This is a genomic window from Butyrivibrio sp. INlla16 (genome assembly GCF_900104155.1).
Lineage (GTDB): Bacteria > Bacillota > Clostridia > Lachnospirales > Lachnospiraceae > Butyrivibrio.
This window is the reverse complement of the sequence record NZ_FMYB01000002.1, coordinates 45,115-70,566: the sequence shown is the minus strand read 5'-3', so window position 1 is coordinate 70,566 and position 25,452 is coordinate 45,115. Positions and strand designations below refer to the sequence as shown.

20 protein-coding genes, 1 pseudogene and 1 riboswitch are annotated in these 25,452 nt (G+C 42.3%); of the genes and pseudogenes, 4 read left to right on the top strand and 17 right to left on the bottom strand.

The annotated features are described in order from the left end of the window. Nucleotides 1-2 precede the first annotated feature (2 nt). Nucleotides 3-1,556, top strand: a complete 1,554-nt coding sequence (locus BLR42_RS01290; protein WP_091865967.1) for a dicarboxylate/amino acid:cation symporter — start codon at nt 3-5, stop codon at nt 1,554-1,556. 59 nt (nt 1,557-1,615) lie between these two features. Here BLR42_RS01290 and BLR42_RS01285 read toward each other — a convergent pair whose 3' ends face one another. The 13 genes from BLR42_RS01285 to BLR42_RS01230 all read right to left on the bottom strand — a co-directional run bounded on the left by BLR42_RS01285 (nt 1,616) and on the right by BLR42_RS01230 (nt 14,702). Continuing rightward, nucleotides 1,616-3,283, bottom strand: coding sequence for a dicarboxylate/amino acid:cation symporter (locus BLR42_RS01285; RefSeq protein ID WP_091865965.1), 1,668 nt, complete (start codon nt 3,281-3,283; stop codon nt 1,616-1,618). Between the two features lie 156 nt (nt 3,284-3,439). Next, nucleotides 3,440-4,237 (bottom strand): phosphoribosylformimino-5-aminoimidazole carboxamide ribotide isomerase, encoded by a 798-nt coding sequence (hisA, locus tag BLR42_RS01280; RefSeq protein WP_091865964.1) that lies wholly within the window; start codon nt 4,235-4,237, stop codon nt 3,440-3,442. A gap of 38 nt (nt 4,238-4,275) precedes the next feature. After that, nucleotides 4,276-5,031, bottom strand: coding sequence for a 4-hydroxy-tetrahydrodipicolinate reductase (gene dapB / locus BLR42_RS01275; protein ID WP_091865962.1), 756 nt, complete (start codon nt 5,029-5,031; stop codon nt 4,276-4,278). Nucleotides 5,032-5,049: 18 nt separating this feature from the next. Next, nucleotides 5,050-5,931 (bottom strand): 4-hydroxy-tetrahydrodipicolinate synthase, encoded by an 882-nt coding sequence (gene dapA, locus BLR42_RS01270; RefSeq protein ID WP_091865960.1) that lies wholly within the window; start codon nt 5,929-5,931, stop codon nt 5,050-5,052. 115 nt (nt 5,932-6,046) lie between these two features. Continuing rightward, a riboswitch (Lysine riboswitch) is annotated at nt 6,047-6,219 on the bottom strand. 63 nt (nt 6,220-6,282) lie between these two features. Next, on the bottom strand, nt 6,283-6,459 hold the full coding sequence (locus BLR42_RS22540) for a hypothetical protein (RefSeq protein WP_022761578.1): 177 nt from the start codon (nt 6,457-6,459) through the stop codon (nt 6,283-6,285). A gap of 119 nt (nt 6,460-6,578) precedes the next feature. Beyond that, nucleotides 6,579-7,511 carry a cysteine synthase A gene (cysK, locus tag BLR42_RS01265; protein ID WP_091865959.1) on the bottom strand — a complete coding sequence of 311 codons (933 nt, stop codon included), beginning with the start codon at nt 7,509-7,511 and terminating at the stop codon, nt 6,579-6,581. Between the two features lie 468 nt (nt 7,512-7,979). Beyond that, complete coding sequence (locus BLR42_RS01260) at nt 7,980-8,444, bottom strand: HD domain-containing protein (protein WP_091865957.1); 465 nt, start codon at nt 8,442-8,444, stop codon at nt 7,980-7,982. A 16-nt stretch (nt 8,445-8,460) separates the two neighbouring features. Continuing rightward, a complete protein-coding gene (gene msrA / locus BLR42_RS01255) occupies nt 8,461-8,967 on the bottom strand; it encodes a peptide-methionine (S)-S-oxide reductase MsrA (protein WP_091865955.1) in 507 nt (168 codons plus the stop codon). 19 nt (nt 8,968-8,986) lie between these two features. Continuing rightward, nucleotides 8,987-9,574: a nitroreductase gene (locus BLR42_RS01250; RefSeq protein WP_091865953.1), complete on the bottom strand. Its 588-nt coding sequence runs from the start codon at nt 9,572-9,574 to the stop codon at nt 8,987-8,989. Between the two features lie 21 nt (nt 9,575-9,595). After that, a complete protein-coding gene (locus BLR42_RS01245; protein WP_091865951.1) occupies nt 9,596-10,006 on the bottom strand; it encodes an acyl-CoA thioesterase in 411 nt (136 codons plus the stop codon). A gap of 21 nt (nt 10,007-10,027) precedes the next feature. Continuing rightward, nucleotides 10,028-12,166 (bottom strand): ATP-dependent helicase, encoded by a 2,139-nt coding sequence (locus tag BLR42_RS01240; RefSeq protein WP_242879153.1) that lies wholly within the window; start codon nt 12,164-12,166, stop codon nt 10,028-10,030. Nucleotides 12,167-12,188: 22 nt separating this feature from the next. Continuing rightward, entirely contained in the window at nt 12,189-13,283 is a 1,095-nt protein-coding gene (locus BLR42_RS01235; RefSeq protein ID WP_091865947.1) for a threonine aldolase family protein, read from the bottom strand. A gap of 252 nt (nt 13,284-13,535) precedes the next feature. Continuing rightward, nucleotides 13,536-14,702, bottom strand: a complete 1,167-nt coding sequence (locus BLR42_RS01230; RefSeq protein WP_207648501.1) for a carbohydrate-binding protein — start codon at nt 14,700-14,702, stop codon at nt 13,536-13,538. Nucleotides 14,703-14,955: 253 nt separating this feature from the next. Between BLR42_RS01230 and BLR42_RS01225 the strand changes: the two genes are divergently transcribed. Both BLR42_RS01225 and BLR42_RS24050 read left to right on the top strand, forming a co-directional pair. Next, nucleotides 14,956-15,672: a lysophospholipid acyltransferase family protein gene (locus BLR42_RS01225; protein ID WP_091865943.1), complete on the top strand. Its 717-nt coding sequence runs from the start codon at nt 14,956-14,958 to the stop codon at nt 15,670-15,672. A gap of 9 nt (nt 15,673-15,681) precedes the next feature. Further along, nucleotides 15,682-16,928, top strand: a pseudogene (locus tag BLR42_RS24050) (dicarboxylate/amino acid:cation symporter). A gap of 247 nt (nt 16,929-17,175) precedes the next feature. On the opposite strand, the gene BLR42_RS01215 reads toward BLR42_RS24050, so the two are convergent. Next, nucleotides 17,176-17,526, bottom strand: coding sequence for a hypothetical protein (locus BLR42_RS01215; protein ID WP_091865941.1), 351 nt, complete (start codon nt 17,524-17,526; stop codon nt 17,176-17,178). Between the two features lie 44 nt (nt 17,527-17,570). Next, complete coding sequence (locus BLR42_RS01210) at nt 17,571-21,320, bottom strand: chemotaxis protein CheB (protein WP_091865939.1); 3,750 nt, start codon at nt 21,318-21,320, stop codon at nt 17,571-17,573. Between the two features lie 128 nt (nt 21,321-21,448). Between BLR42_RS01210 and BLR42_RS01205 the strand changes: the two genes are divergently transcribed. Continuing rightward, entirely contained in the window at nt 21,449-22,636 is a 1,188-nt protein-coding gene (locus tag BLR42_RS01205) for a response regulator (RefSeq protein ID WP_170832587.1), read from the top strand. A gap of 26 nt (nt 22,637-22,662) precedes the next feature. Here BLR42_RS01205 and ybaK read toward each other — a convergent pair whose 3' ends face one another. Together ybaK and BLR42_RS01195 are read right to left on the bottom strand one after the other, a co-directional pair. Further along, nucleotides 22,663-23,136 (bottom strand): Cys-tRNA(Pro) deacylase, encoded by a 474-nt coding sequence (gene ybaK, locus BLR42_RS01200; RefSeq protein ID WP_091865934.1) that lies wholly within the window; start codon nt 23,134-23,136, stop codon nt 22,663-22,665. A gap of 9 nt (nt 23,137-23,145) precedes the next feature. Further along, a complete protein-coding gene (locus BLR42_RS01195) occupies nt 23,146-25,440 on the bottom strand; it encodes a response regulator (RefSeq protein ID WP_091865932.1) in 2,295 nt (764 codons plus the stop codon). Nucleotides 25,441-25,452 lie beyond the last annotated feature (12 nt).

The following is a 25,452-nucleotide window of genomic DNA, read 5'->3' as shown; positions in this document are numbered from 1 at the left end:
ATTTGATAAAGACTATTCTTATTGCAGAAGAAACGGTTGCTCAGCTCATAGAGAGGATACCGCCAAATGGGCATTTTTCAGTATGTGTGAGAAAAATGCTCGGCGAGGCGGAAGTTGTTATAACTGCAAAAGGAAGCGAATATCATCCTGATACTTCAGTCGCAGATGGAATTGATAATCTCGGAAAGCTTGAAGATGAGGATGCTCAGGACATAATACGTTCCTTACTCCTAAAAGCCCATGGTGAGAATTATAAAGTAAGCTATAAAAACGGCACCAATACGATCAGAATTCTCGCGGGCGGCTCAGAATCTTCAATGCTTATTAATACTATGATCTGTCTTGGGCTTGGACTTATTTTCGGAGTTCTGTTGCAAACAGTAATTCCGTCGCAGGTTGCAGATGGTATTTTACAATATGCTCTGGATCCTGTAAAAACAGTCTTCATGAACTGTCTTAAAATGATTATCGCACCGGTGGTTTTTTTCTCGATCGTATCCTGCATATCGCAGTTTAAGGATTTATCCCAGCTCGGAAGGATCGGCGGCAAAGTTATGAGCATGTATCTGTTTACAACAGTGCTTGCTATTTTGATGGCCATGGGCATTTCTATGCTAATAAAACCGGGAGAATTGGGATTTGCTCTTACCCTTACTGATGTATCACAAAATGTATCAGTGAATACAACTGTCGATACATCTCTTCTTCACACAATTGTAGGCATTTTCCCTTCGAATTTTCTGCAGCCGTTTGTAGATTCCAATACCCTGCAGATCATTTTCCTTGCTGCCCTGACCGGAATAGCTGTTGGGATGATCGGTGAATACTCATCGTTTCTAGGAAAATTCTTCGAGGCCTGCAATTCACTTTTCCTTACCATAACGACAATAATCTCAAAATGTATTCCTATCGCTGTATTCTGTTCTGCATCAATTATGGTTAAAAATCTTGGCGGGAAGTCACTTTTTTCGGTTCTGGGATTTTTCTTTACCCAGCTATTTGCCATATTCTGCATGCTCATAATCTATGGCATTCTGATTACCATTATGGGAAGGCTGAATCCGTTTACGTTTTATAAAAAGAACAAAGAAGGCATGCTTACGAGTTTTACTCTTTCATCAAGTAATGCAGCAATGCCCACCAATATGCGAATCTGCACCGATAAACTCGGGATTTCTCCGAAAGTATGCAGTTTTTCCATTCCGCTTGGTGCTACGGTGAATATGGACGGCGCTTGTATTTTTCTGGTAACCACAGGATTGTTTCTTGCAAGAGCTTATGGAATCAGCATTCCTGCTTCATCGTACTTTTCTCTTGCTATCACTATTATCTTGCTGTCACTTGGCTGTCCGGGCGTGCCGGGATCCGGACTTGTGTGTCTCGGCATTGTCTTGGGACAGATTGGCGTTCCTCTGGAAGCTATCGGAATTGTGATGGGAATTCACCCTATCATAGACATGATCGATACCATGTCGAATACTACAGGCGATGTTGCCGCCGCTCTCATAGTTGCCAAAACCGAAAACCTATTGGATTTGGATAAATTCAAAAACTGATACTATCCCCTTAATAACGTTCCCCGGGTATATGTATTCATCACCCGGGGAACTGTTTTTCATGATTTATAGAGGTCTACGTCGAGGAGGCCTTCTGTTTTGGCTACAATCAAGGCTGCAGCCACGTCTCCTGTTGTGTTGGACATCGTTTCGAACATGTCGATAATGGGATGGATACCGATTATAAGTCCTACCGACTCAATCGGGACACCAATCTGTACAAGAACAATACCCACGCAAACGATTGCTGCTCCGGGAACTCCCGGACATCCGAGAGAAAGCAAAATAATGGTTATAACCAGAGACAAATATGCTGACGGAGGAATGCTGACGCCGTAAGCTCTGGCAAGGAACAATCCCGCTGCTGTTAGGAATATACAGGTTCCGTCCATATTAACGGTTGCTCCGAGCGGTATCGAGAAGCTGCAGACTCTCGGAGATATTCCAAGTTTGTCGGTACAGGTTCTCATGTTTGTCGGCATGGCTGCATTACTTGATGCAAGCGTAAAACTCGTAAGCATGCCTTCCCGATTCTTTTTATAAAAGTGTATGGGATTCAGTCGTCCGATAACAGCAATCAGAATGCCATACACCAGCATCATGCAAAGCATTGAGAACAGTACCGTTCCGGCAAACCCCAGCACCGATAAAATCGACGCACCTCCCATGTCCTTAACCATGAGCGCTACCGAGCAGAATACAGCGACAGGAATTATCTTTGTGACAAGCGTTGTTATTGTAAGGAAAAGTGAATTGCAGGCATCGAAAAAGTTCTTTAGGAATGCCGAATATTCACCGATCATTCCAACTGCTATTCCGCATATAAATGCCAGGAATATTATCTTAAGGGTATCTGAATCCACGAATGGTTGTACAAAGTTCGATGGGAATATTCCAATTATCGTATGAAGAATCGACGTATCAACATTCGTATCAACGGATACGTCTGCTGCCGCTTCCGAAAGGGATAGCGCAAATCCAAAGTTCCCGGGGTGAATAAACATCGAAATACCCAACGACAGCAGCACAGCCAGAACCGTCGTCAGCATATACACTCCCATTACTTTGCCGCCAATTCTTCCAAGCTGGGACAGGTCTTTGAACTGCGATACACAGGATACGATTGAGAAAAAGACAACCGGTGCGATTATCATCTTAAGGCAGTTCATGAAGACTGTTTTTATGGGATCCAGTGCATATTTTGAAATACCTCCCGCAATCTGCGGCGGAATCACCATCTGCAAAAGAACTCCGAAAATAAGGCCAAGCACAAGGCCGATCATTGTGTTAATAAGCATTGAAGATTCAGCACCGCTTGCAAGAATTCTGATCTTGTTGACACCGTTTTTATAGCTTACCTTGAAGTCCTCGCCATGTGCCTTCAGCAAGATAGCTCTAATAGCATCCTGCGCATCCTCATCCTCAAGCCTCTCTAAATTATCAACCCCGTCTGCGGTTGTTGTATCCGGATTATATTCAGGTCCTCTGGCCCTTATTACCACTTCCGTCTCACCAAGAATTTTCCTTACACAGACAGTAAATGTACCATTGGGAGGCATCTTTTTAATAAGCTGGGCAATCGTCTCCTCTGCAACCAGAACGGCCTTTATTACCAGCTTTTTATTTAAGCCTATACTTTTTAGTGATTCTTCAGTGAACTCGATACTTCTAGTGATGCAATCCTCATCAGATACCATAAATCTTTTCTTTGCGTTGATATATCTCATTCTGAGTGCCCCCTCTGCAAAAACTCTACGAATCTTACTAATAATATCGTACTATATTATGCACAATTCTTTTCTTAAATTAGTATAAAAAAAGAGTTTTGCTAACAAAAACTCTAGCACCGAGCGAGGTTGCTATAGCAACATTATTCCTTCATATCAGCTGTGTTCCATAAAACTTATAACATCTTCAAAAGGCATATTCCCTCCGAAAATATCAAGGGCACTTCCTATAGTGACATCAAGTTTTCCTCCTGCGGATTTTTTCAAAAGGTTAAGATCATCGAAGTTGTGAACTCCACCCGCATAGGTTATTGGAAGTTTCCCCCACCCTCCAAGCATGGTTGCAAGCTCCTCTTCTATGCCGGACTGCTTTCCTTCCACATCGACTGCGTGTACAAGAAATTCGTCGCAGTAGCCCGATAGTTCATCCATGGTCTCCATTGTCACAGCGACTTCTGTCATCTTCTGCCATCTGTCCGTAACGATATAATAGTTTTGTTCGGAGCTGTCATTCTTAATTGCTTTCCTGCAGCTAAGATCAAGAACCAGGTGCTCTTTTCCGACTTCCCGAAGAAGCTTTTTAAGGTTCTCGTAATTGATTTTTCCATCCTTAAAAACATAGCTTGTCACGATGACATGCGAAGCTCCTGCATCAAGGAATCTCCAGGCATTTTCAGCAGTAATTCCTCCTCCCACCTGCAAATATCCCGGTGTTTCTGAAAGAGCGGATAGTGCCTGCCCTACAGATGCTTCGTAGTATAGGCTGTCAGCTGCATTAAGAACTATGATGTGTCCTCCCCGCAGCCCTTTTTCCTTATAAAGGCGTGCAAAAAAAGCAGCATCCTGCTCTGATACGAAGTTCTCTTTAGCCAAGTCCCCCGTGTCGCGCAGGCTGCTGCCTACAATCTGCTTAACCTGTCCGTTATGTATATCTATGCAAGGTCTAAGTCTCATTTTATCCTCATTTATGCGAAAGTTGTGCTTAAGATCTGTCACCCGATAACATCGCTCATGTCATACATTCCTGCGCTCTTTCCTGCAAGGAACTTCGCTGCCTCAATGGCACCCTTTGCAAAAACGCTTCGTGAATAAGCTCTGTGAGAAAGAGTGATAACCTCATCAGTTCCCGCAAATATTACATCATGGTCTCCTACGATGGTGCCACCGCGAACCGCAGAAATACCGATTTCCTTCTTAGGTCTCTTCTCACGTCTGGTGCTTCTGTCAAATACATACTCGCACTTTTCAGTAAGTGAATCGTTAACGGAATCTGCGAGTGCCAGCGCTGTTCCGCTGGGCGCATCGAGCTTCTGATTGTGGTGTTTTTCTACTATCTCGATATCAAAACCGGCTGCGTCAAGTACAGGTGAAATCTCCTTCAGTACCTTCATAAGCATGTTGATACCTACAGACATGTTAGCCGATTTCAGGATTGCAATTTTGCCTGAAGTGCTCTGAACATTAGCAAGCTGCGCTTCCGAAAGTCCGGTCGTGCAAAGTACTACCGGTAGGTTCTTGCCTGCGCATACCTCAAGAAGGTTATCAACAGCCGATGCATTGGAAAAATCAATTACAACATCAGCATCCACATCACATTTTTCTATAGAATCAAATACAGGAAAATTGTAAGAATTCTCCCCATAGGCATCAACACCTGCTACGATCTCGATATTTTCATCTGCCCCTGCAAGGTCGACAATTACATGACCCATACGACCATTGCAGCCGTGCATAATTGCTTTAATCATACTTTGTCCTTTCTCCCCTTATCCCAAGAATTTCTTCAGTTCCTTCTCAAGAACAACTCTGTTCTTCTCTGTCATAGTTGTGAGAGGAAGACGAAGCGGACCTGCCTTGAAGCCGATCATCTCGAGTGCTGCCTTAACCGGAATGGGATTAACCTCTGAGAAAAGTGCATCGATAAGAGGAAGTGCCTCCAGCTGAATCTTGGCTGCGCCTGTAAAGTCTCCGTCCAGAGCCTTCTGACACATGTCATGAGTCTGCCTTGGTGCAACATTTGATAATACAGAAATAACTCCGAGTCCGCCGAGTGACATGATCGGAACAACAAGTCCGTCCTCACCTGAATAGAGATCGATGCATCCGTCAGCAAGCTGCATCATCTTGGTAGTCTGAGCCAGATTACCTGCTGCATCCTTGATACCGACGATATTATCAACGTCCTTGCACATTCGGACTGCTGTCTCAGGCAGAATGTTGCAGCCTGTGCGGCTGGGTACGTTGTAAAGGATTATCGGAATATCAACAGCCTTAGCAACTGCAGTAAAGTGCTGAACGAGTCCGTCCTGAGTTGCTTTGTTGTAATAAGGAGTTACTGAAAGGATCGCGTCCGCGCCTGCCTTAGCAGCATCAACCGAAAGATCGATTGCAGTCTTAGTGCAGTTCGATCCTGCTCCTGCAATTACGGGAACTCTCTTATTTACATATTCGATGCAGAACCTTGATACCTCCATGTGCTCTTCTTCTGTCATGGTAGCGCTCTCACCTGTCGTTCCGCACACGATGATAGCATCGGTTCCGTTCTCAATCTGAAAATCAATCAGTCTCTTGAACTCATCATAATTAACCGATCCGTCTTCATAAAATGGAGTTGCAATAGCAACACCTGCACCTTTAAATACTGCCATAAAGTTGTCTCCTTTTATTATTTGTACATCGTCTTTTTCAAATGTATAACATTTGAAAAAGAGCTAACTCATCGCAAAGAGAGTTAGCTCCATAATAATCATCACCAAAATAAATTAGTGCGATAGCTCCCCATCTTGCGATGACAGTCATACAGCTCTTAACTGTATGCCCAGGTATAACCCCTGCAGGCGGGCTCATCCTTCGGCGTATTGTCCTTTCGGAATTCCTCACCTGCGCCTGTCGCATCAGAATTCTTACTGATAGAATACGCAACCTCTATCTGAATCTTGTATGTCATAATAACACTAGCGCAGTGCAGTGTCAACGTGATGAATTAAATTAAAACAAACTTATTTCATGCCCTCCCAGAATCTGTCGTGCTCCGTAAACCTCACCGTATCCTCCTCCGTGATCTCGGCCTTCGGCTTTTTCTCCTTTGTTCCCGTCTGCTCCATCTGGAGCTCTCCTTCTGAGGGGCTCTTGTACACGTCCTCGTGTTCCCCGAATATCTTATCTATAATCACCATGCTTTCTACCTCCTGGTTTTAGAATTTTTAACACATCTTCATATAGATAATCATTCTCTCGTCTCTATTCGCTTAAAAATATTATATCATTTGCCTTATGAAAATTGAACTCTCCAGGATTATTTTTCATCAAAAAGAGGGGTGGAAAAATATCTCTCAGCGGTATCCGGAAGTATGGTAACTACTGTCTTCCCCTTTCCGAGTTTCTTCGCAAGTTTAACTGCCGCAGCTACATTTGTTCCGCTTGAAATTCCGCACATTATCCCTTCTTCTCTGGCAAGCCTCTTGGCCATTCCGATGGCTTCCTCGTCCGTAATAATGGAGATATTGTTGTAAATAGACTGATCCAGGATATCGGGTATTATGCCGTCACCTATTCCCATCTGAAGGTGTGTTCCAATATTACCTCCCGCGAGAATTGCGGCATTTTCAGGCTCTGCCGCCCAGATTTCTATAAAAGGATACTGCGCCTTTAGTACTTCACCGATTCCCGTAATGGTTCCGCCGGTGCCTATTCCTGAGCAGAAGCCGTGTATCGGTTTTTCAACCTGTGCCATTATCTCGAGCGCTGTGTGATTCTTATGCGCCATGGTGTTGTTGGGATTCTCAAACTGCTGAGGAACAAAAATGTTCGGATCCTCTTTCTGCATCCTGAGCGCTGTATTTAAGCACTCTTCTATGCATGCACCTATGTCTCCCTCATCATGGATAAGTATTACCTCGGCGCCGTAATGTCTTATAATCTTTCTTCTCTCTTCACTTACCGAATCAGGCATTATTATTACTGTTTTATAGCCTCTTACCGCTCCGACAAGTGCAAGACCTATCCCCTGATTTCCGCTTGTAGGCTCAACTATTACAGTATTTTCATTTATTATTCCCTGCTTCTCGGCAGCCAGTATCATGTTGAGGGCGGTTCTCGTCTTTATCGATCCGCCGATATTGATACCTTCGAATTTTACCAGAATCTCCGCCCCGTCCGGATCCGGTATCCTGTTAAGTCTTATCATCGGAGTATGCCCGACTGCAGCGAGCACGTTTTCATATACCATTGTAAAAACCTCTTATCACTTTTTATGAATGTTTATTATTTTATCCCTGCCTACTTCTGTATCCTCCAAGCAGAACAGCTAAAGAGTATTATATCAAATTAGGTTGGATTTCGCATAGCAAAGGACCAGGGGGAAGCATTCTTTAATGGAAAAAATGGATGAAAGTAAATGAGAGAGCATTTTTGAACTTTTGGTATACCTTTTGGCCATTTTTCCGGATTCTTTTATGGCTATTTGTAAATAAAAAGGCTTTTTAAAGCATTTGGTACCCATGATTTCTCAGAACAGGTATACCAAAATGCTCTTTCCAGCTCTCTATTTACTTTTCTCTTCAAAACGCCCTTAAAAAGTACCTAAAACGTATACCAAAATGCAAGAAACCCCATTTTATTTACTTTTTCTTGTTATACAAAGTTTGAGGGCATCTCATGCAAGATGCCCTTGACTGTACATATACTTATTCCGACTTTAATTTATTCCCAGTTCCTTACAAATAGAGTCATATCGCTTCTGCTCTTTTTCTTTAACCGGTTTTGATGAATCCTTCAGGCAGTGGTCGATCACATCACCATCCTTTAGGAGTTCATCCATAGGAGAATCTACTACAAGCTTATCATCATGGTGGTATATGGCCTCACATATGATATCCGTTTCTTCTTTGGTCGTAATATTCAATTCTTCAAGGATGCTTCTTGCAAGCTCGGCACCGAGGTGCGCATGGTCATAATAGGATCCGCTTTTATATGCATGAAGGTCATGCAGCATTGCTGCCATAGCAGAAAGTTCCTCGTCCATCCCCCTCTTTTTTGCAAGGATTGTAGCTGATAACGATACCCCATAGAGATGTGCTATGGCGCTTGTCCTTTTGTCGGGATCCTCTATCTTATTAAGTTCTTCATCCACATATTTTCTTAGCTCTTTTAATCTTCCCATGATTCCCCCTTTTTCATCACTTCCCCTGTCCTTTATTCTTTGACAGTTCGAACATCACAGCCGGAATATGGCAGTATCCTGTGGGATTCTTCACCAGGTATTTTTGATGGTATTCTTCTGCTGTGTAGAAGTTTTCAAGTGGCAGCACTTCTATAGCACTCTTCTGCCCAAGCTCTTTTTCAAGCTCTGACATCTTACTTTCAATAATAGGGTGCTGACTGTCTTCAGTATAGTATATTCCCGTCCTGTACTGAATCCCTTCGTCCCCACCTTGTTTGTTTACAGAGACCGGATCAACAACCTTAAAGTAGTAATCTATAAGCTCTTCAAGACTTATCTTATCGGGATCAAACTCCAACTTTACTGTCTCAGCATGCCCGGAATCATTACAGACTTCTTCATATGTAGGATTTTCAGTCGGTCCGTTGGCATATCCGACCTCCGTATTTATCACGCCATCAAATTGATCAAAAAATCTCTGGGCTCCCCAGAAGCATCCACCTGCAAAATATATTGTCTCCATTTTTCATCTCCTTATTGTTTTACTCTGCCCAGGTTATAGGATTTCCCTTTCTTTCAAGCGGTTCTCTGTTAGGGCTTCCGCCTTCAGGATACCCAAGAATTAGTCCGCCTGTTATAGTCTCATCTTCTTTAAGTCCGTATTTATACATGAACTCTCTTATGGCATCGTTTTCATCAAGCCAGTGAAGCTGATTTATCCAACATGATCCAAGATCGAGAGCATTTGCCGCAATCATCATATTCTCAAGTGCACAGGCACTGTCAGCTATGGCATTCCCGTAACCCTTTTTGTTCGCCGTCACAATAAAAACCGGCGCTCCGTAGTGAAAAACATAGCCGCCCTTCTTTGATGCATTTATTGAATTCTTCAGAGATGAATAGGTGTCTTCCTTTATTTCCATCTTGGAAAACTCGGTGCAGACAAGCTCTGCCATCTCTTTAAGCATGTTCTTATCAGTAAAAACAATGAAATGGGTTGTCTGGTTATTACCACCGCTTGGGGCATATCTCCCGGCTTCAATCACCTTTTCTATCAGTTCTCTCTCCGGCATGTTTTCGGAATATCTTCTTGTGCTTCGTCTTGTTAAAACAGCTTCTAATGCTTCCATATCGACCTGCCTCCTTTACAATCAATTATCTTGCGCAGCTTTATTTAGTGCCTCAAACAGTTCCGGGTACTCCTGTTTCATCCTTATGGGGCGCCCTTCCTTATTCAAAAATGCATGGGAAGATTTTCCAAGGCATACAACCTCGCCGTCCTCGTTTTTCATCTCATATGACAAATGAAGCTTTACTCCTTTGAATTCTTCAACAGTAACGCTTATCTCAACCCGGTCAGAGAATGTCGTTGTCTTCTTGAAATCGCATGTCACGCTAAGGACAGGTGATATGATTCCCATTTCCTCAAGCCTTGCATAATCCCATCCAATCTGCGAAAGGAAATCTATTCTTGCTTCCTCCATCCACCTTATGTAATTTGAATGATGTGTTATTCCCATCTTATCAGTCTCATAGTACTGAACATTATGTATGTAATCCATTTCATTTACCTCTGTGCTCACTCACTGCTCAAGTTTCATCCCCATTACAAACGCAAACGGATATGCAAAAAGGCGCTCCTTTTCATCTTCAAACCTAACCGAAAACTTGGCCGGAATTTCATCCTCATCATAAGTGACATCCGTTATTATTCCGTGCCCGAATTTAGGCTGGACCACCTTTTGTCCTACAGTAAGATTTGTGGGATATTCCTGAGAATCTATCTTCCCTTTTTCTTTCACACTTCTTTTGATGGAAGCCTTTGCTTTCTTTACTCTCTCCTTGATATCCTTCTTCTCGCTTGCTGATATCTCGGAGATTTCTTTAACAAAAGTGGACTCCTCATCATTATAAGTAAAGATATTCAGTTTGTTCCTTGCCCTTGTCATGCCAACGTAGAAGATCCTTCGCTCCTCCTCGTAGTCGCGAAGCTCCTTTGGCGACGCCTTTTTCCTATTATCAATAACCTCACTTGGGAAAACTCCATCGCAGGCATCCATCAGATATACCTCATCGTACTCAAGGCCTTTACTGGAGTGTATGGTGGAGAGGATGAACTTTTCCCTATATGACGTTTCCTTGTCCCTGATTATATCCTGAAGTTCCTGAAGTCTCCTGATAAATCCGTCAATCGAGTGCTCATTTTCAGCGAGCATTTCAAGAATAAAAATCTTGTTATAATCAAGATGATTAGTCTCCATATATTCGCCATAGCCCATGTAGTTGTCAATTCTCATAAGCGCTTTATACGGATTTTCATGTCTCATATTTGCAAGGTGCGTTCTTAGTGCGCGGCACTTTCCCTTAACCCTGCTGTTAATCATCTCCGTCTCTTCCACAGCATCCAGAATAGGAATGTTTAACCCGGCGGCAATCCTGCAGAGCTGCTCAGCCTGCTTTTTACCGAGATATGTCTGGAACTTGTAGTATATCTTCATGAAAAGATCGCTATTATAAGGATCTATTGAAAAGCGCATGATATTTATGACATCTCCAACTACTCTATGTGTAAAAAATGCCATATCAGCGTTTTTAATCCTATATGGAATTCCTTGCCTTTCAAGACGATCCACCAGCGGAAGTATGCTCTCATTATCCCTGTAAAGAACTGCAATCTGGCTATTTATATCAGTTGCTACTTTAAGCAGATAATTATACTGATTTTTCCTGCTATTAAGCCTTACGTAGTTAATCTCGGATGCGCTCGCCTTCGCCGCCTGCATATGCTTGTCATGGCGCATGGTGTTGTGCCTTATGAATCTGTCTGCGGCAGAAACTATATTGGCATTGGACCTGTAGTTTCTGTCCATCACCAGAACCTTTGCACCTGGATGCTCCTTTTCAAAATTAAGAAGAGCTTCAGGATATGCTGCTCTAAAGCCATATATACTCTGATCTTCATCGCCCACCATAAAAAGGTTACCATCATTTCCCGAGAGCAGACTGATTATCATATGCTGAATTTTGGACGTATCCTGCGCCTCATCGACACATAGATATCTGTATTTATCCTTGTAAAATGAAAGCAGATCCGGCGTTGACTTAAGCATTCTGTAGGCATATATCATCTGATCATCGTAGTCCATCAGACTTCTCTTTTTGAGCTCGCTGTTATAGGCCTCGTAGATGGCGTAGATATCGGTATCCAGTTCATCCTCAAGCTTGTATATATCCTCCTTCGATAGCATCATGTTCTTGCAATAAGTTATGAGCGTGCGAACATTCTTGATATCACTCTCCGTGGGATATTCTTCATAGATTCGCACATAATTCTCTGTGAGAATTTTTCCTATAATCTTCTCATCCGTGATAAGCTCAAAGGCATTTTTACCGATAAGTCTTCCGTAATGCGCGATAATCTTCGCGCAGATTCCGTTGATAGTACGAAACTCAAGCCTTGTGGAAATATCCTCCCCAAAAAGCTTTTCAAACCTCTGCGCCATGTCCTTTGTGGCAGCCACGGTATATGTAAGTGTCAGTATGTTCTCAGGCGCAATCCCCTTGCAGTAGAGCATGTATCCAAGCCTGTTTACAAGCACTGTGGTTTTCCCGCTCCCCGGCACTGCAAGAAGGAGCACCGGTCCATCTACAGTCCTTACCGCATCAAGCTGCTGTTCGCTCAGCTTCTTTGTATATCTGTCTAAAAACTCATTTTCTATCATCTCAAAAATCATCCCGGTCAGTTTACAAAAACTTCTCCAGCTCCCTGATATCCTCCTTGGTCGTAGCCCAGTCTGTAGCAAGTCTTATCGCCGTGTGGTTATCATCAATTTTCTCCCAGAAGCCATAGCGAACGTGCTCCGCAAACTCCTTTAGCCTCTCATTGTCCATAACTATGAACTGTTGGTTTGTCGGGGAATCTATGAAAAGCCTATATCCCTTCTTAACAAGCAAAGCCCTGAGCTCCTCAGCCATCTCTATAGCATTTCTGCTGATTTCAAGATACAGATCATCAGTAAAGAGCGTGTCAAACTGGAGGCCCAAAAGCCATCCCTTCGCAAGGAGCGCGCCATGTTGCTTGATAACAGGAATCGGATGCTTTGCAGTAACGCCATTCGGGAACACAACTGCTTCTCCAAAGAGTGCGCCCACCTTGGTCCCGCCTATATAAAATACATCCACAAGGCTCGCTATATCAGCTAAGGTAACATTTGTTCTTTTACTCATAAGGCCATAGCCAAGCCTTGCCCCATCAAGGAAAAGCGGAATATTGAATTCTTTGCAAACATCTGATATTTTTGAAAGCTCTTCTTTGGAATACAGCGTTCCATACTCAGTTGGATGCGAGATATAAACCGCTCCCGGAAAAACCATGTGCTCATGGTTATCGTCTGCGTAGAAGTTCTTGATATAGGTGCGAAGGTCATCCGCATCGATTTTGCCTATGGTGTCATCATGCACTGTGCTGCCACTTTCTGTTGCATCATCTCTGTTTGCATTTGTTTTAATGCTCGGCAACGTCAGCACCTTGTGCCCCGAAAACTCTATCGCTCCTGCCTCATGCACAGCCACATGTCCTGTCTCTGCCGCCACAACTCCCTCGTAAGGCTTAAGCAGCATATCCAATATCGTCTGGTTGGTTTGAGTTCCACCCACAAGGAAGAACACATCTGCCTCCGGACAATTGCATGCGTTTTTTATTTTTTCTGCCGCGCTTTTGCAATAATCATCCGTGCCATAGCCATCGTTCTGCTCGAAGTTAGTCTGAGTAAGTCGCTCCAGTATTTTAGGATGCGCACCCTTTGTATAATCACTTGAAAATGAAATTCTGTTATCCATTTTTTTCTTTCTCCCAGGTCATAATTTTCTATATATTATAGCAAAATTAAAAAGTAAACAATCCGCTGTTTTTAAGGATTTGGTACCTATTTTGAAACTATTTCAGCCAGTTTTATGAAGCATTTGTAAATGAGCACAAAAAAATCCCACTTTGGTACCCATGTTTTCTCAAATCATGGGTACTAAAGCGGGAAAAGCACCAATTTATTTACAAATGTCAATCAAGCAACACATCAAGCGTGCCACAAACTCTTATTTCTTCTTAAAAGTCTTCTTATTATAATAGTATCTGCTGCGAATTCTGTCGCCTTTTCCGTCTACAAATTTTCCGTCCAGCTTACTTCCTTTCTTACTAAAGGAAATCTTTACAGCCTTCTTAAGAGCAGGCCTTCCCTCTCCATAGCTTAAAACAACAGGTGAATTCTTTTTATATCCGTAAGCCGTTACCTTGGCTTTCTTATCAATGATAAACGACTCCTTGTGCCAGCCATCAAGATACAGGACAGCTGTATTGAGTCCCGGCCCCACAAAATATGACTTGCTGGCATTAAGTACAACCGAACCACTACCGGTAAAATGAAGCGGTGTCGGCCAGTTTGCTCCGGATACATAAATAGCTTTTAGATTATTCTTTCCGACAAGCTTAATCTTGAAGGCTTTTCCCATGTTGCGGATATCCAGGTATTTATTCTCAGAATCAAAATTGTTAAGAGTCAGGGTGTTGTCCGCATAGTTATAACTTATTCCCGGAACCTGCTTTACAAGTGACTTATATCCCATTATTGCATAGGGATCTCCGAATATAGTCTTGTTTGAATAAGCGTCTAAAGCATCGCTTAAAATAACATATGAACTTCTCTTATAAATATTCGCCCTATAATATGGCTTATTCTTGTTTGTATCATTTTTGTACTGATCTTCCCAGGTTGCCGTATTGAGATCTTCTTCGGTATCTTCATCCTCTGTGGTACTAAAGAAGGAAATGCTATAGATATTTACTTCATCCTCCGCTGTGCCGCCACAGGTAAATTTCAAATAAATATCATGTTTTCCGCTTCCAACAGATGCTTTCTCAATTCCGCTGAAGAACTTTTCCTTATAGGGATCACTAAAACTGCTTGTTTTATGGCTAAGTGACCATTCACCGATCTTATTTTCTCCCTCTTTATCAAGGTACATGGTAACCCTGACACTGTCAGAGTTTGGCTTAGAATACTTAAAGGAGATGGCCTTGATAGGATCCACATTTCCGAAACTTACATTCTTAAATTTTGCCTTATCTCCGTTCGCAATTGTCCCAAGCTTCGCTGTTTTATCAGAATCGTAGGTAAGACCAACTCCGTTTGTAACCGAGTAGTCACCATCGTAATCTCTCGCCTTTAACGTTATGTTTGCTGCATTAACAACAAGTGTTCCCACTATCTTACCTACAGGAATAGCACCTGTAATGCATAAACCCAGCGTCAATGCTACAGTAAGAGCCGCTTAAAAAAACTTTTTCCTCATAAGAATTACCTCCGTCAATCCAATCAAATCGGGTAAACGTTTCATAGAAAAATTATATCATTGTACAGTTTCTAAATTATCGATTTTATGAATTATTTAACTAAGTTTCATCCGCAGTTTATATGTTATAATTTTATATATATCATCTATACTTTGGGGAGATTGCATGTTCAGATTTTACTTTTGCATTTTTATATCGTTTCCACTAATCATTTATTACATTGTAAAAATCAGGATCATGATGATAAATCCTGATAAGTATTCCGAAGAATACAGATACGGCGTCGCACGAAATATGGTCAGACGGGTTATGCAAAATTCCCGCATCACTACCAAGTGTTATGGTTTGGAAAACCTCCCCTCAGAGGGCGGATATATCATCACTCCCAATCACCAGGGAAAGTTTGATGCCCTCGGAATAATCTATTCTCACGATGTGCCTTGTTCAATCGTAATTGACAGCACAACCGCAAAGGTGGAACTCACTCACGAATTTGTCGATGTTCTTGGCGGAATTCGTATAAACAGAGAAGATAACAGGCAACAGATTGCTGCCATAAAAGAACTGGCAGAGCAAGTTAAAAACGGCAAAAGATTCATCATATTCCCGGAGGGCGGCTACACAGACAATAAAAACCACCTGCAATCATTTATGCCCGGAGCTTTCAAAGCAGCCTTGTGGTCACAGGTTCCGATTGTTCCGGTCGCACTGATTGATTCATACAAACCCTTTGGCGAAGGCGGTTACAAGCCGGTAGAGACACAGGTGCATTTCCTGAAGCCGCTTTATTATGAGAATTATAAGGATTTAAAAACGAAGGAAATAGCAGAAACAGTAAAGAAAAAAATAGAAAACAAAATAAATGAAATCTGTAAACAGTAAACCGACACCATAAAGAAAAAGGGGGATTATTTTTATGGAAACCAGGAAAAACTGCCACTCGCAACTCAGATTTTTATTGCTCTTGTTCTCGGTATAATCGCAGGCTTGCTTCTTCAAAGTCACGCTGATTTTGCGGACAGCTACATTAAACCGATCGGAACCATTTTTCTTAATCTGTTGAAATTCATAGTTGTTCCGATAGTACTGTTTTCAATAATGGCCGGCATTATCTCAATGAGTGATATCCGAAAGGTTGGCTCTATCGGAATAAAAACCGTCTGTTATTACCTGTGCACAACGGCTGTAGCTATTGTAATAGGTCTCGTTGGCGGTAATCTTTTCAAGGGCTTTTTCCCGATCCTCGAGACCTCTGAGCTTAGCTATGAAGCTTCAGAAGGCGTTCCTTTTATGGACACCGTTGTAAATATTTTCCCATCCAACTTTGTAGCCCCTTTATCTGAAGCTACCATGCTCCAGGTAATCGTTATGGCTCTGCTTATAGGCTTTGCAATAATCCTGGTAGGTGATGAAGCTGCTCCCGCCGTAAAAGGCATCAATTCCTTTAATGCAATTTTCATGAAGTGTATGGAAATGATCTTAAAGCTCTCACCCATCGGTGTATTCTGCCTGATCTGTCCCGTAGTTGCCACCAACGGAGCAGCGATCATCGGATCACTCGCGATGGTGCTACTTACAGCATACATATGTTATTTTATGCATATGCTGATTGTTTATTCCTTTGCGGTTAAAGTCATGGGGGCATGAGTCCTCTTGCATTCCTGAAAGGCCAACTTCCCGCCATGATTTTTGCCTTCTCAAGTTCTTCCTCAGTCGGAACACTTCCGATCAATATGAAGGGCTGCGAGAAGATGGGAGCCGACAAAGAAGTTACTTCCTTCGTGCTTCCCCTTGGTGCCACAATCAACATGGATGGAACCGCTATCTATCAGGGTGTGTGTGCAATCTTCATAGCTGCCTGCTATGGCATCCATTTGACGCCTTCCCAGATGGTAACCATCGTGCTTACCGCAACTCTTGCTTCCATCGGAACCGCCGGTGTACCCGGTGCCGGAATGGTAATGCTCGCCATGGTGCTCGCCTCTGTTGGTCTTCCTCTTGACGGAATCGCACTTGTTGCCGGCGTAGACCGAATCTTCGACATGGGAAGAACAGTTGTTAACATCACAGGTGATGCTTCCTGCGCACTTATCGTTTCTAATCTGGAACGAAAAAAAGCTGCTAAGAAAGCATCCTGACAAGGGTTCTTAAATAAATAAAAAAATTTCCGGGCTTCAATCTTGTGATCAGTTCACATTGAAGCCCGGTTTTATTTTATCTAATATTAAGCAGCAGGTTTAACTGCACCATCCTTTGTGTATTTAAAGAAATAGTCTCCTGCTGTTTTGTGCCGGAAGCTGACAGCCCGCAGACAGTAACATAAATAATACAATACCTGCAACTAAATTTTCAACAATATAGAAAAGGCCTCACTAATCAATGCTGTCAGTTTAAAGTTTCAATCAATCTGTCCCGGAGTTTTCCTGCAATTTTAAGGTTAGTCTCAAGTGTGGGACGGATTTCATCATTTCGAAGGTCATCGGTCAGTTCGCACATAGCCGTAAAAAGTGGCGTTAATGAGAGATCTGCGCAGGAGCCTTTGATTCGATGTGATATTACAAAGGCATCCTTGTATTGTTTCTTTTCAATCTTTAAACACAGATCTCTCCAGTCATTGTTTGATAAGAAAGAATCCACTAGATTAAGGTAAAATTTTTCATCACCAACCATTCTTTTAATCGCTGATTCTGTATCTGCCCCCCATTCCCTAAGAGCTACAATTTTCTTACTGTCCATAATATATCTCCGCAAATCAAAATATATTTTGTCTTATCACTGCATCAGCTCTCATCCAGCTGCTTCTGGATAGCCTTTGCCAAACTTGCAAATAACTTGTTTTGATCAATCGGTTTTTCCAAAATAATATCCATACCTGCTTCTGCACATCTGCCTTCTACATCGTTAGCCATATCTGCTGTAAGTGCGAAAATGGGAATAGTAGCTGCATCCGGAGTACCCAGTGCGCGTATTTCCTTAGCTGCCTCGATACCACTCTTTACAGGCATCATAAGATCCATAAGGATTGCCTGATAATGATAAGGATCACGAGTTTTTAGCATATCCACAACTTCCTGTCCATCTCTTGCAACTTCTGTATGAATTCCCTTTGTTTTTAACAGCTTAATTATAACTTCCGCATTTATTGTGTTATCCTCTGCCAGAAGGATAGTTTTACCGTAAAGAATCTGATCCTCATACTTTTCTGACTGCTGAGTATGAAGGCTTATCTGCTCATCGGTAGCGATAGGATAAGTTAGAACAATAGTGAACTCTGTTCCTACTCCAACATGGCTTATGCAGGATATTGTTCCTCCCATGAGTTCTACAAGGTTTTTACATATGTACAGCCCAAGTCCGGTACCTTCCTGGTAGGGATCGTCTGAATCTCGGTCCTGTTCAAAAGGCAGGAACATCCTCTGCTGGAATTCTTCACTTATACCAATACCAGTATCTCTTATAGTGTAAGTATGAATGGAAGAAGTATCGGTATACATTATATCAGTCGTAAAGATTATCCGACCTCCTTTTGGAGTGAACTTAATACTATTCGACAAAAGATTCAGGATAGATCGTTCAACATGCTTTGTATCCATAAGGACATAACGATCCTTTGAACCGTTTATCTTATAGTCAAAATCAAGGCCGGCTTCACGTGCCTGCTCTGCCGTAATAGTTGAAATTGAAGTTATAAGGTTTTCCTCGCGAACAGCTGAGCTTATGGAAACCACTTTCCCTGCGTTAATCTTGCTTGTTTCCAATATTTCCTCGATAAGTGTAAGCAGATATTTGCTTGAAGTCATAATCTTATCAAGATTATCCTTTAGTGCAGGCGTTAAGGATTCCTCCTGAAGTGAGAGCTCGGTAAGTCCGAAAATCGCAGTAAGAGGAGTTCTCATATCGTGAGACATCTGCGAAAGGAAAGTCTCCTTTTCCCGGCTTGATCTTACCGCCGCACGAAGAGCTTTGCCCATTTCATCAATCTGTTCCTGATCATCAATTTGTTTTGTTGTATCAACAAAAGTAAGTACCAAACCCTTGAGCGCACGCTTTCTATCACTGATTACAGCACCGGACTCTTCTGTTCCATTAATTTCATGATATGGCGCTATGCGAATAAGATAAGTTTTTCCTGCAACAGAAGCACATCGCTGCTCTACGGGTTCCATTGTCTTAAGAACCTGATTGCACTGAGCAAGAAGATCAATTGTGGCAAAGTTAAAGCTTATGTACCTGAGAGATCTTCCCACATCCTGATCGGCAACACTGAATTCCGACGAGATATATTCCGTATATTTTCTAATATTTAAATCCTTATCCACCATGAGAATTCCGACAAGGGTGGAAGAAAGGAAATTAGCCATATCATTATTGGTAACCGCAAGCTCTGTAACCTTGGACTGATATTCGGAATTAACGGTATAAAGTTCCTCGTTGACAGACTGAAGTTCCTCGTTACTTGACTGAAGTTCCTCGTTGGCTGTAAGAAGTTCCTCATTTGCAGCCTGAAGTTCGGCATTTGTTGACTCAAGTTCCGTAACTGTCTGTCGAAGTGAATGCTTGGTTGCTTTTAGTTCCTGCTCAAGGTCTGATATACGCTGGGATGCAGCAAAATCAACCTGGTATTTCTGCATGTCAACATTTGTCAGTTCACGTCCTCGTATAAACGAAACCGCAGTAAAATCTGTCTTTTCACCGTGATTGTCACAAATAGGCTGCGCAACAATCGAAACAAATTCTGATTTCCCATCGATATCAACAGGAACATCCGAGTATGCCTTGCGTTCGTTTGTAAGCCTTGCTTCCTTAAGCGCGGTGGAAAGCGCAATTTTCATATCTGTCCTGATAAGCTGGAAAATGTCCAATGTAACCTGGCCGGTAGGAAGCGAAATGAGTCTTGAACAGTTACCATAGCTTCTTACCAGCTCGTTCTTTTCATTAACAAGAACCGTTGCGGGCATGAGAGATTCAAGCACAGAGGTATCAAGCTCATGTGCCTTGTAACTCGCGGAATCATCATCCTCGCCGCCCGAGACATTGATAGGCTCGATAGGAGGTTCGATATTGCTCATGGAATAAGCAAACTGCTCATGTGCCGGTGCATTGCCTTCCGCATAGTGTATGAAAATCTTTTCATCGGCGCATACAACACGGAATACATCTGCATAGTCAATGACTGATTCCGAGCGGCCAAGGAACAGATATCCTCTGTTGGATAGAGCCATGTGAAAAATGGCAAAAAGATTGCGCTGAAGCACCGCTTGGAAATATATAAGTACATTTCGGCAGCATATCAAATCCAGTTTTCCGAACGGCGGATCCTGGAATACATTGTGCTGAGCGAAGATGATCATTTTTCTTATGTCATGATGAATGACATATTTATTTCCTTTTCGTGTGAAAAATTTGGAAAGTCTTGCGACAGACACTTCCTCTATTATGTTATTTCCGTAAACTCCGCGCACAGCAGTGCTTATGGAATCGGGATCTAAGTCTGTTGCAAATATTTTTACTCCCCTGTGAATGGATAGCTCTTCCATGGCTTCCGCAAAAAGAATAGCAATGGAGTAGGCTTCTTCACCGGTTGAACAGCCCGCAACCCAGATGCGCAGCTCGTCGTCAGGATGAGAGCTTGTGATCAGCTTCTTGACAACATTTTCCTTTAACACTTCGAAGTAATCGGGATCACGGAAAAATGAGGTAACACCGATGAGCACCTCTTTAGCAAGCAGCTTTGCTTCCTCAGGGTTATTAGTCATGTAACTGACATACTCACGAAGGTTTCTGTTATGAGTTACAACAAGCCTTCTTTCAATTCTACGCAGGATGGTGGTCTGTTTATAGTATGCATAGTTTATGTTGGTTACGTTTTTTAATATTGAAAATACTTTGGAAAGAAGGTCGTCATCAGTAACACCGAGCTGTGTCTCAGCATCTATCACAGACTTGGCGATATGTGCAAGCTCGCGTGCTATGGAATCCGGCTTTAACATAAGATCAACAAATCCGGTGCTTATGGCATTTCGCGGCATTCCATCGAATTTTGCAGACTCGGGACTCTGAACGATGATCATACCGTTCTGTTCCTTGATGGCTCTGATACCGTTTGTACCGTCGGAACCTGTTCCCGAAAGGATTACAGCAACGGAACGATTTTCATAGGCGTTCGCAAGCGAACGGAAGAAGATGTCTATAGGGTGACTTATTTCCTGAGAGTTCTGCTCCTTGAGGTTCAGTGTGTTGTTGTGGATTTCCACGTTATATTTGGGCGGAATCATGTAGATGTGATTTCTCTCAACCTTCATTCCATCCTCGATTTCTGTTATCGGCATGGAATTATATTTCGCAAGAATATCAGCAAGCATGCTCTTATGATTTGGAGCAAGATGCTGGATTATGACAAAAGCCATGCCTGTATTGGATGGAAGAAATGTGAGGAATTGCTGAAGCGCTTCAAGTCCTCCCGCTGACGCCCCTATTCCTACTACGCAGTGCGGCTGAATATTTACAGACATGTCCTGAGGATTATACATATAGACCACCTCCCTATGTTTTGCATATTAACTTTAGATTATAATTAATTGTTATTTAATAGAATTTCTGTATGAATATATGGTATTATTATCTCAATATTTCGCAATATTTTCTAGAGGGGAATGTAATGAACGACACAAATAATAATAATAGGCTTGTCGACAAGCTTATTGAGGTGAAGCATAAGCTGTATTTTAGCGACACCTTTCTTGAGCAGATGAGCAGAAATGTCAGGGGTCCTCTGTATTCTATAATCGAATTTTCCAAGATAGCACTTGAAACCGGTAACAATGACGTAGCAATAAAACATTATCTTGATAAGATAAACCATGCAAGCCATTTAATGAACGAATCCATGGATGATGTTATGGCAATGCGTCAGATCGCAATGAAAAACATCAGCCTACATCCTGAGCTTGTTAATTTGGATGATTTTCTAAAATCGTTAAAAGATGATATGGCTAATCTTCTTGATCCCACCGGAATAGAGCTTATTATTGAAAAGAAGGAACTGGAAAACTGTTATATCAACGCAGATTATACAATTCTTTTTCAAATTCTTCGCAAGATGATCAGAGTAATTACTGAGATGATGCCCCGAAAGAATGTGGTACATCTGGATGTCCAAAGTAATGGCTGTGTCAACAATAATATTGACATCAGTTTTAAGGTTTACGGCAAAGATACTACTATTATGAGCGGCAAGCTGCAGGCTTTAAAAGATGAGTTTGCTGCAATTGAATATGATATGTATTCCAGTCTTGAATCCATGGATCCAACTATCACTATTATCAGATTCTATGCACATGAAATGGGAACAGATGTTGTCGAAGCCACCTCAAATCCTGAGGAGGGATCAAGTGTACAGCTCTCCATCAAATTTCCTATTGTATCGGTTGGCGAGTATTCAGCTAAGGTTAACCGCAAATTCGACTTTTCACAGAAGAGAATTCTCGTAGCTGACGACGATGAGATCAATCTTGAGATAATCGATAAGCTTCTTAGAGCAAAAGGCGCAGAGGTTATTACCGTACGCGATGGCAGAGAAGCGCTTCTTACCTACAGAGCAGAGCATGGCAAATTCGACCTGATTCTTCTTGATATTGTAATGCCTGATATAGACGGCCTATCTGTAGCCAAGCAGATAAGGGAGAACACAACCATTCCTACATCCAGAAAGATTCCGATCATAGCCATGACCGTAAATGCTTTCCATGAAAATTACGAGCAGAGTCTCAAGGCCGGAATGAATTCACACCTTGTAAAACCGGTCGACTCCGGAAGGCTGTACAACACAGTTGCAGAGTATATATAAATAACGGGGGTGTTTTCTCATAAAACTTATACAATATCCGCCGCCGTGCACCTCACAACGCTGGTAAGGTCCGACGGGCTTAGCTCTATCTGGTATCCCACCTTGCCAGCGCTGACAAATACCCGCTCATACTGCATTGCAGTCTCGTGGATGAATGTAGGGAACTGTTTCTTCATTCCTATAGGTGAGCAGCCGCCGTGCACATAACCGGTAAGCGGAAGGAGTTCTTTTTGCTTGATCATACTGACTGCCTTCTCGCCTGCTGCCTTAGCTGCCTTTTTGAGGTCAAGTTCTTCCTTAACGGGAACCACGAAAACATAGTAGGCTCCGCTCTTTGCCTGCGTAACAAGCGTTTTAAAGACCTTCTCGGGATCCTCGGCGAGAAGGCCTGCTATCTCTTCGCCGGACATCGTCGCATCCGGATTATAAGCGTGGCTCTCGTAAGCTATCTTCTTTCCGTCAAGCACACGCATAACATTTGTCTTTTCTTCTTTTTTCATACCATTCTCCTACTGACTGCACTCCTGAAGCACAGGTTTTAACCCGCGGAATTCATCCAGGTAATCAGCAATCTTCTCCTTAATAAATTCAATATCGTTTCTCTTCCCCGCAAATTCAAGTTCCTTCGATTTTGCTGAAAAATCTGCCATGCCAAGCGTAAGTGAGCTCCCCTTAAGGGCATGAACAGTCACGATAAACATTTCGAGATCATCATTTGTAAGACAGTCCTCAAGCAGATCAGCCTTTTCATCAATATGATCCGTAAACATTGAAAGCGCCATCATATATGTCTCGGCAGTGCCGCAATACTCAACGCCCTGCTTTACATCGATCCAAGGAATATCCAGAAGCTTTGCCGGAATTCCTTCCAGTTCATCAGCTTCGTTTGCTTCTTTGATCTCTTCCGTCGGTGCCTCTGCTGCCAAATGAACCTTCTCATCAGGAAGATACTGAATGAGCATATCCATAAGTTCACCAATTACCACCGGCTTAGACAGATAGTTGGTAAAACCTGCTTCAAGCATACGCTCACGGTCTCCTGCAACAGCGTTTGCCGTAATGGAAATAATAGGTGTTGTGGCAGCCTTCTCTGGATATTCTTCCTTTATTTTGGCAAGCGTTTCGATGCCATTCATGTGTGGCATCAAATAATCAAGCAGAACAAGGTCATATGAACCAGCCGCAAATTTATCGATTCCTTCCGCGCCGCTCTCCGCAGTATCTATCTGAATTCCGGTCGGCTCTAGGATCCCACAAATTACCTGCAGGTTCAAAGCTGTATCATCAACAATCAGAATGTGACTATCCGGTGATGTAAAGTTTCTACGCTCTGCCTTATCAGTATATTTATAAGAAGTAAGAGCATCCATCCAGTTTTCACCAATAGGAGTGTTCTCCACAATTTCCTGCGAAACATCAAAATGAAAATTCGACCCTGCATTATAGATACTGTCCACGCTAAGCTGTGATCCCATCATCCGAAGAAGGGCCGAGGTTATAGAAAGTCCTACACCTGTACCCGCTATAGTACGTGTGCGATTTGTATCGAGCCGTTCAAAAGGCGCTAACAGTTTTTCCTTATCCTCGTCCTTAATTCCAATTCCTGTGTCAATCACAGATACTCTTATGGCAGCAATGTTCTCTTTTTTCTCAAGCACCGTTGCCTTAAAGGTTACGCTTCCTTTTTCCGTATATTTAACAGCATTTGTCAAAAGATTAGTGATCACCTGCTTAATTCTCAGCGCATCACCCTTCATCCTTACGGGCATCTTAGCATCTATTTCAAAGCGAAGTTCAAGTCCCTTTTCCTCAGCCCTAAAACGAATAAGATTATAAATATCTCCGATAACATCCGGCAAATAATACTCTTCGCAGACAAGCTCCATCCTACCTGTCTCTATCTTGGTAAAGTCTAAAATATCGCGTATTATGGAAAGAAGACTTGTCCCGGACTTCCGAATATTGTCTGTACAGGACAGGATTTTATCATCATTGGAGCTTTGCCGTATAATTTCATTCATTCCCATTATTACATTGATCGGGGTACGAATTTCATGACTCATATTTGTCAGGAAAACTGTCTTGGCAGCATTCGCTTTTTCAGCCTCTTTTAAAGCCCCATCCAGAAGAATAGCCTTTTCAGCTGCCTCTTCCTCTGCAACAAATGCATGAATGAGACAGGTTGAAATCAAGAAGCCAGTCACACAAAAAGGCAGAAGCGGATTAAAGGTTTGAAATGTCATAAAAACAGCCATAACTGCCCCTGATACTGCAATTGTCCGATATTGATGTCTCTTGTTTTTTGCCTCCTTAATGTATGCCCTGAAAGTGTATAATGCAACTACTGTAAAAAAAACATCCTGTATAATCAAAAAAAGATATCGTATAGGCAGTGGTAAGAAGATGCCATTTTCGTCAAATGAAAATACTATAGGGGTAAAAATGTTAATCACAAGACATGAAACAACAAAGATAAACGTGACTTTCCCAACATCAAGAAGAATCCTGTCAGTAAAGCTGTTCCTATCCAGATAGGCCACAACAAATCTTGTCCAAAATAAGACGGCAAGAGCTTGCGATGCGAAATATGCGATAGTATCCAGATAAACCAACGGGATAATATGCATCTCATACAATAATCCCCAGGCGATATCTGTTACCATAAACAGAATAAGGCTGTGAAGAAAGTGCCTGTATTCAAGCTTTGCTTTCGGTAATTCCCTGCTATATCCTGTTCTAAACAGTTTGTTGTTTATAATAAAACATATTACTAAAGATAACGAAGCTAAACTGGAATAATACATATAGTGACGCCC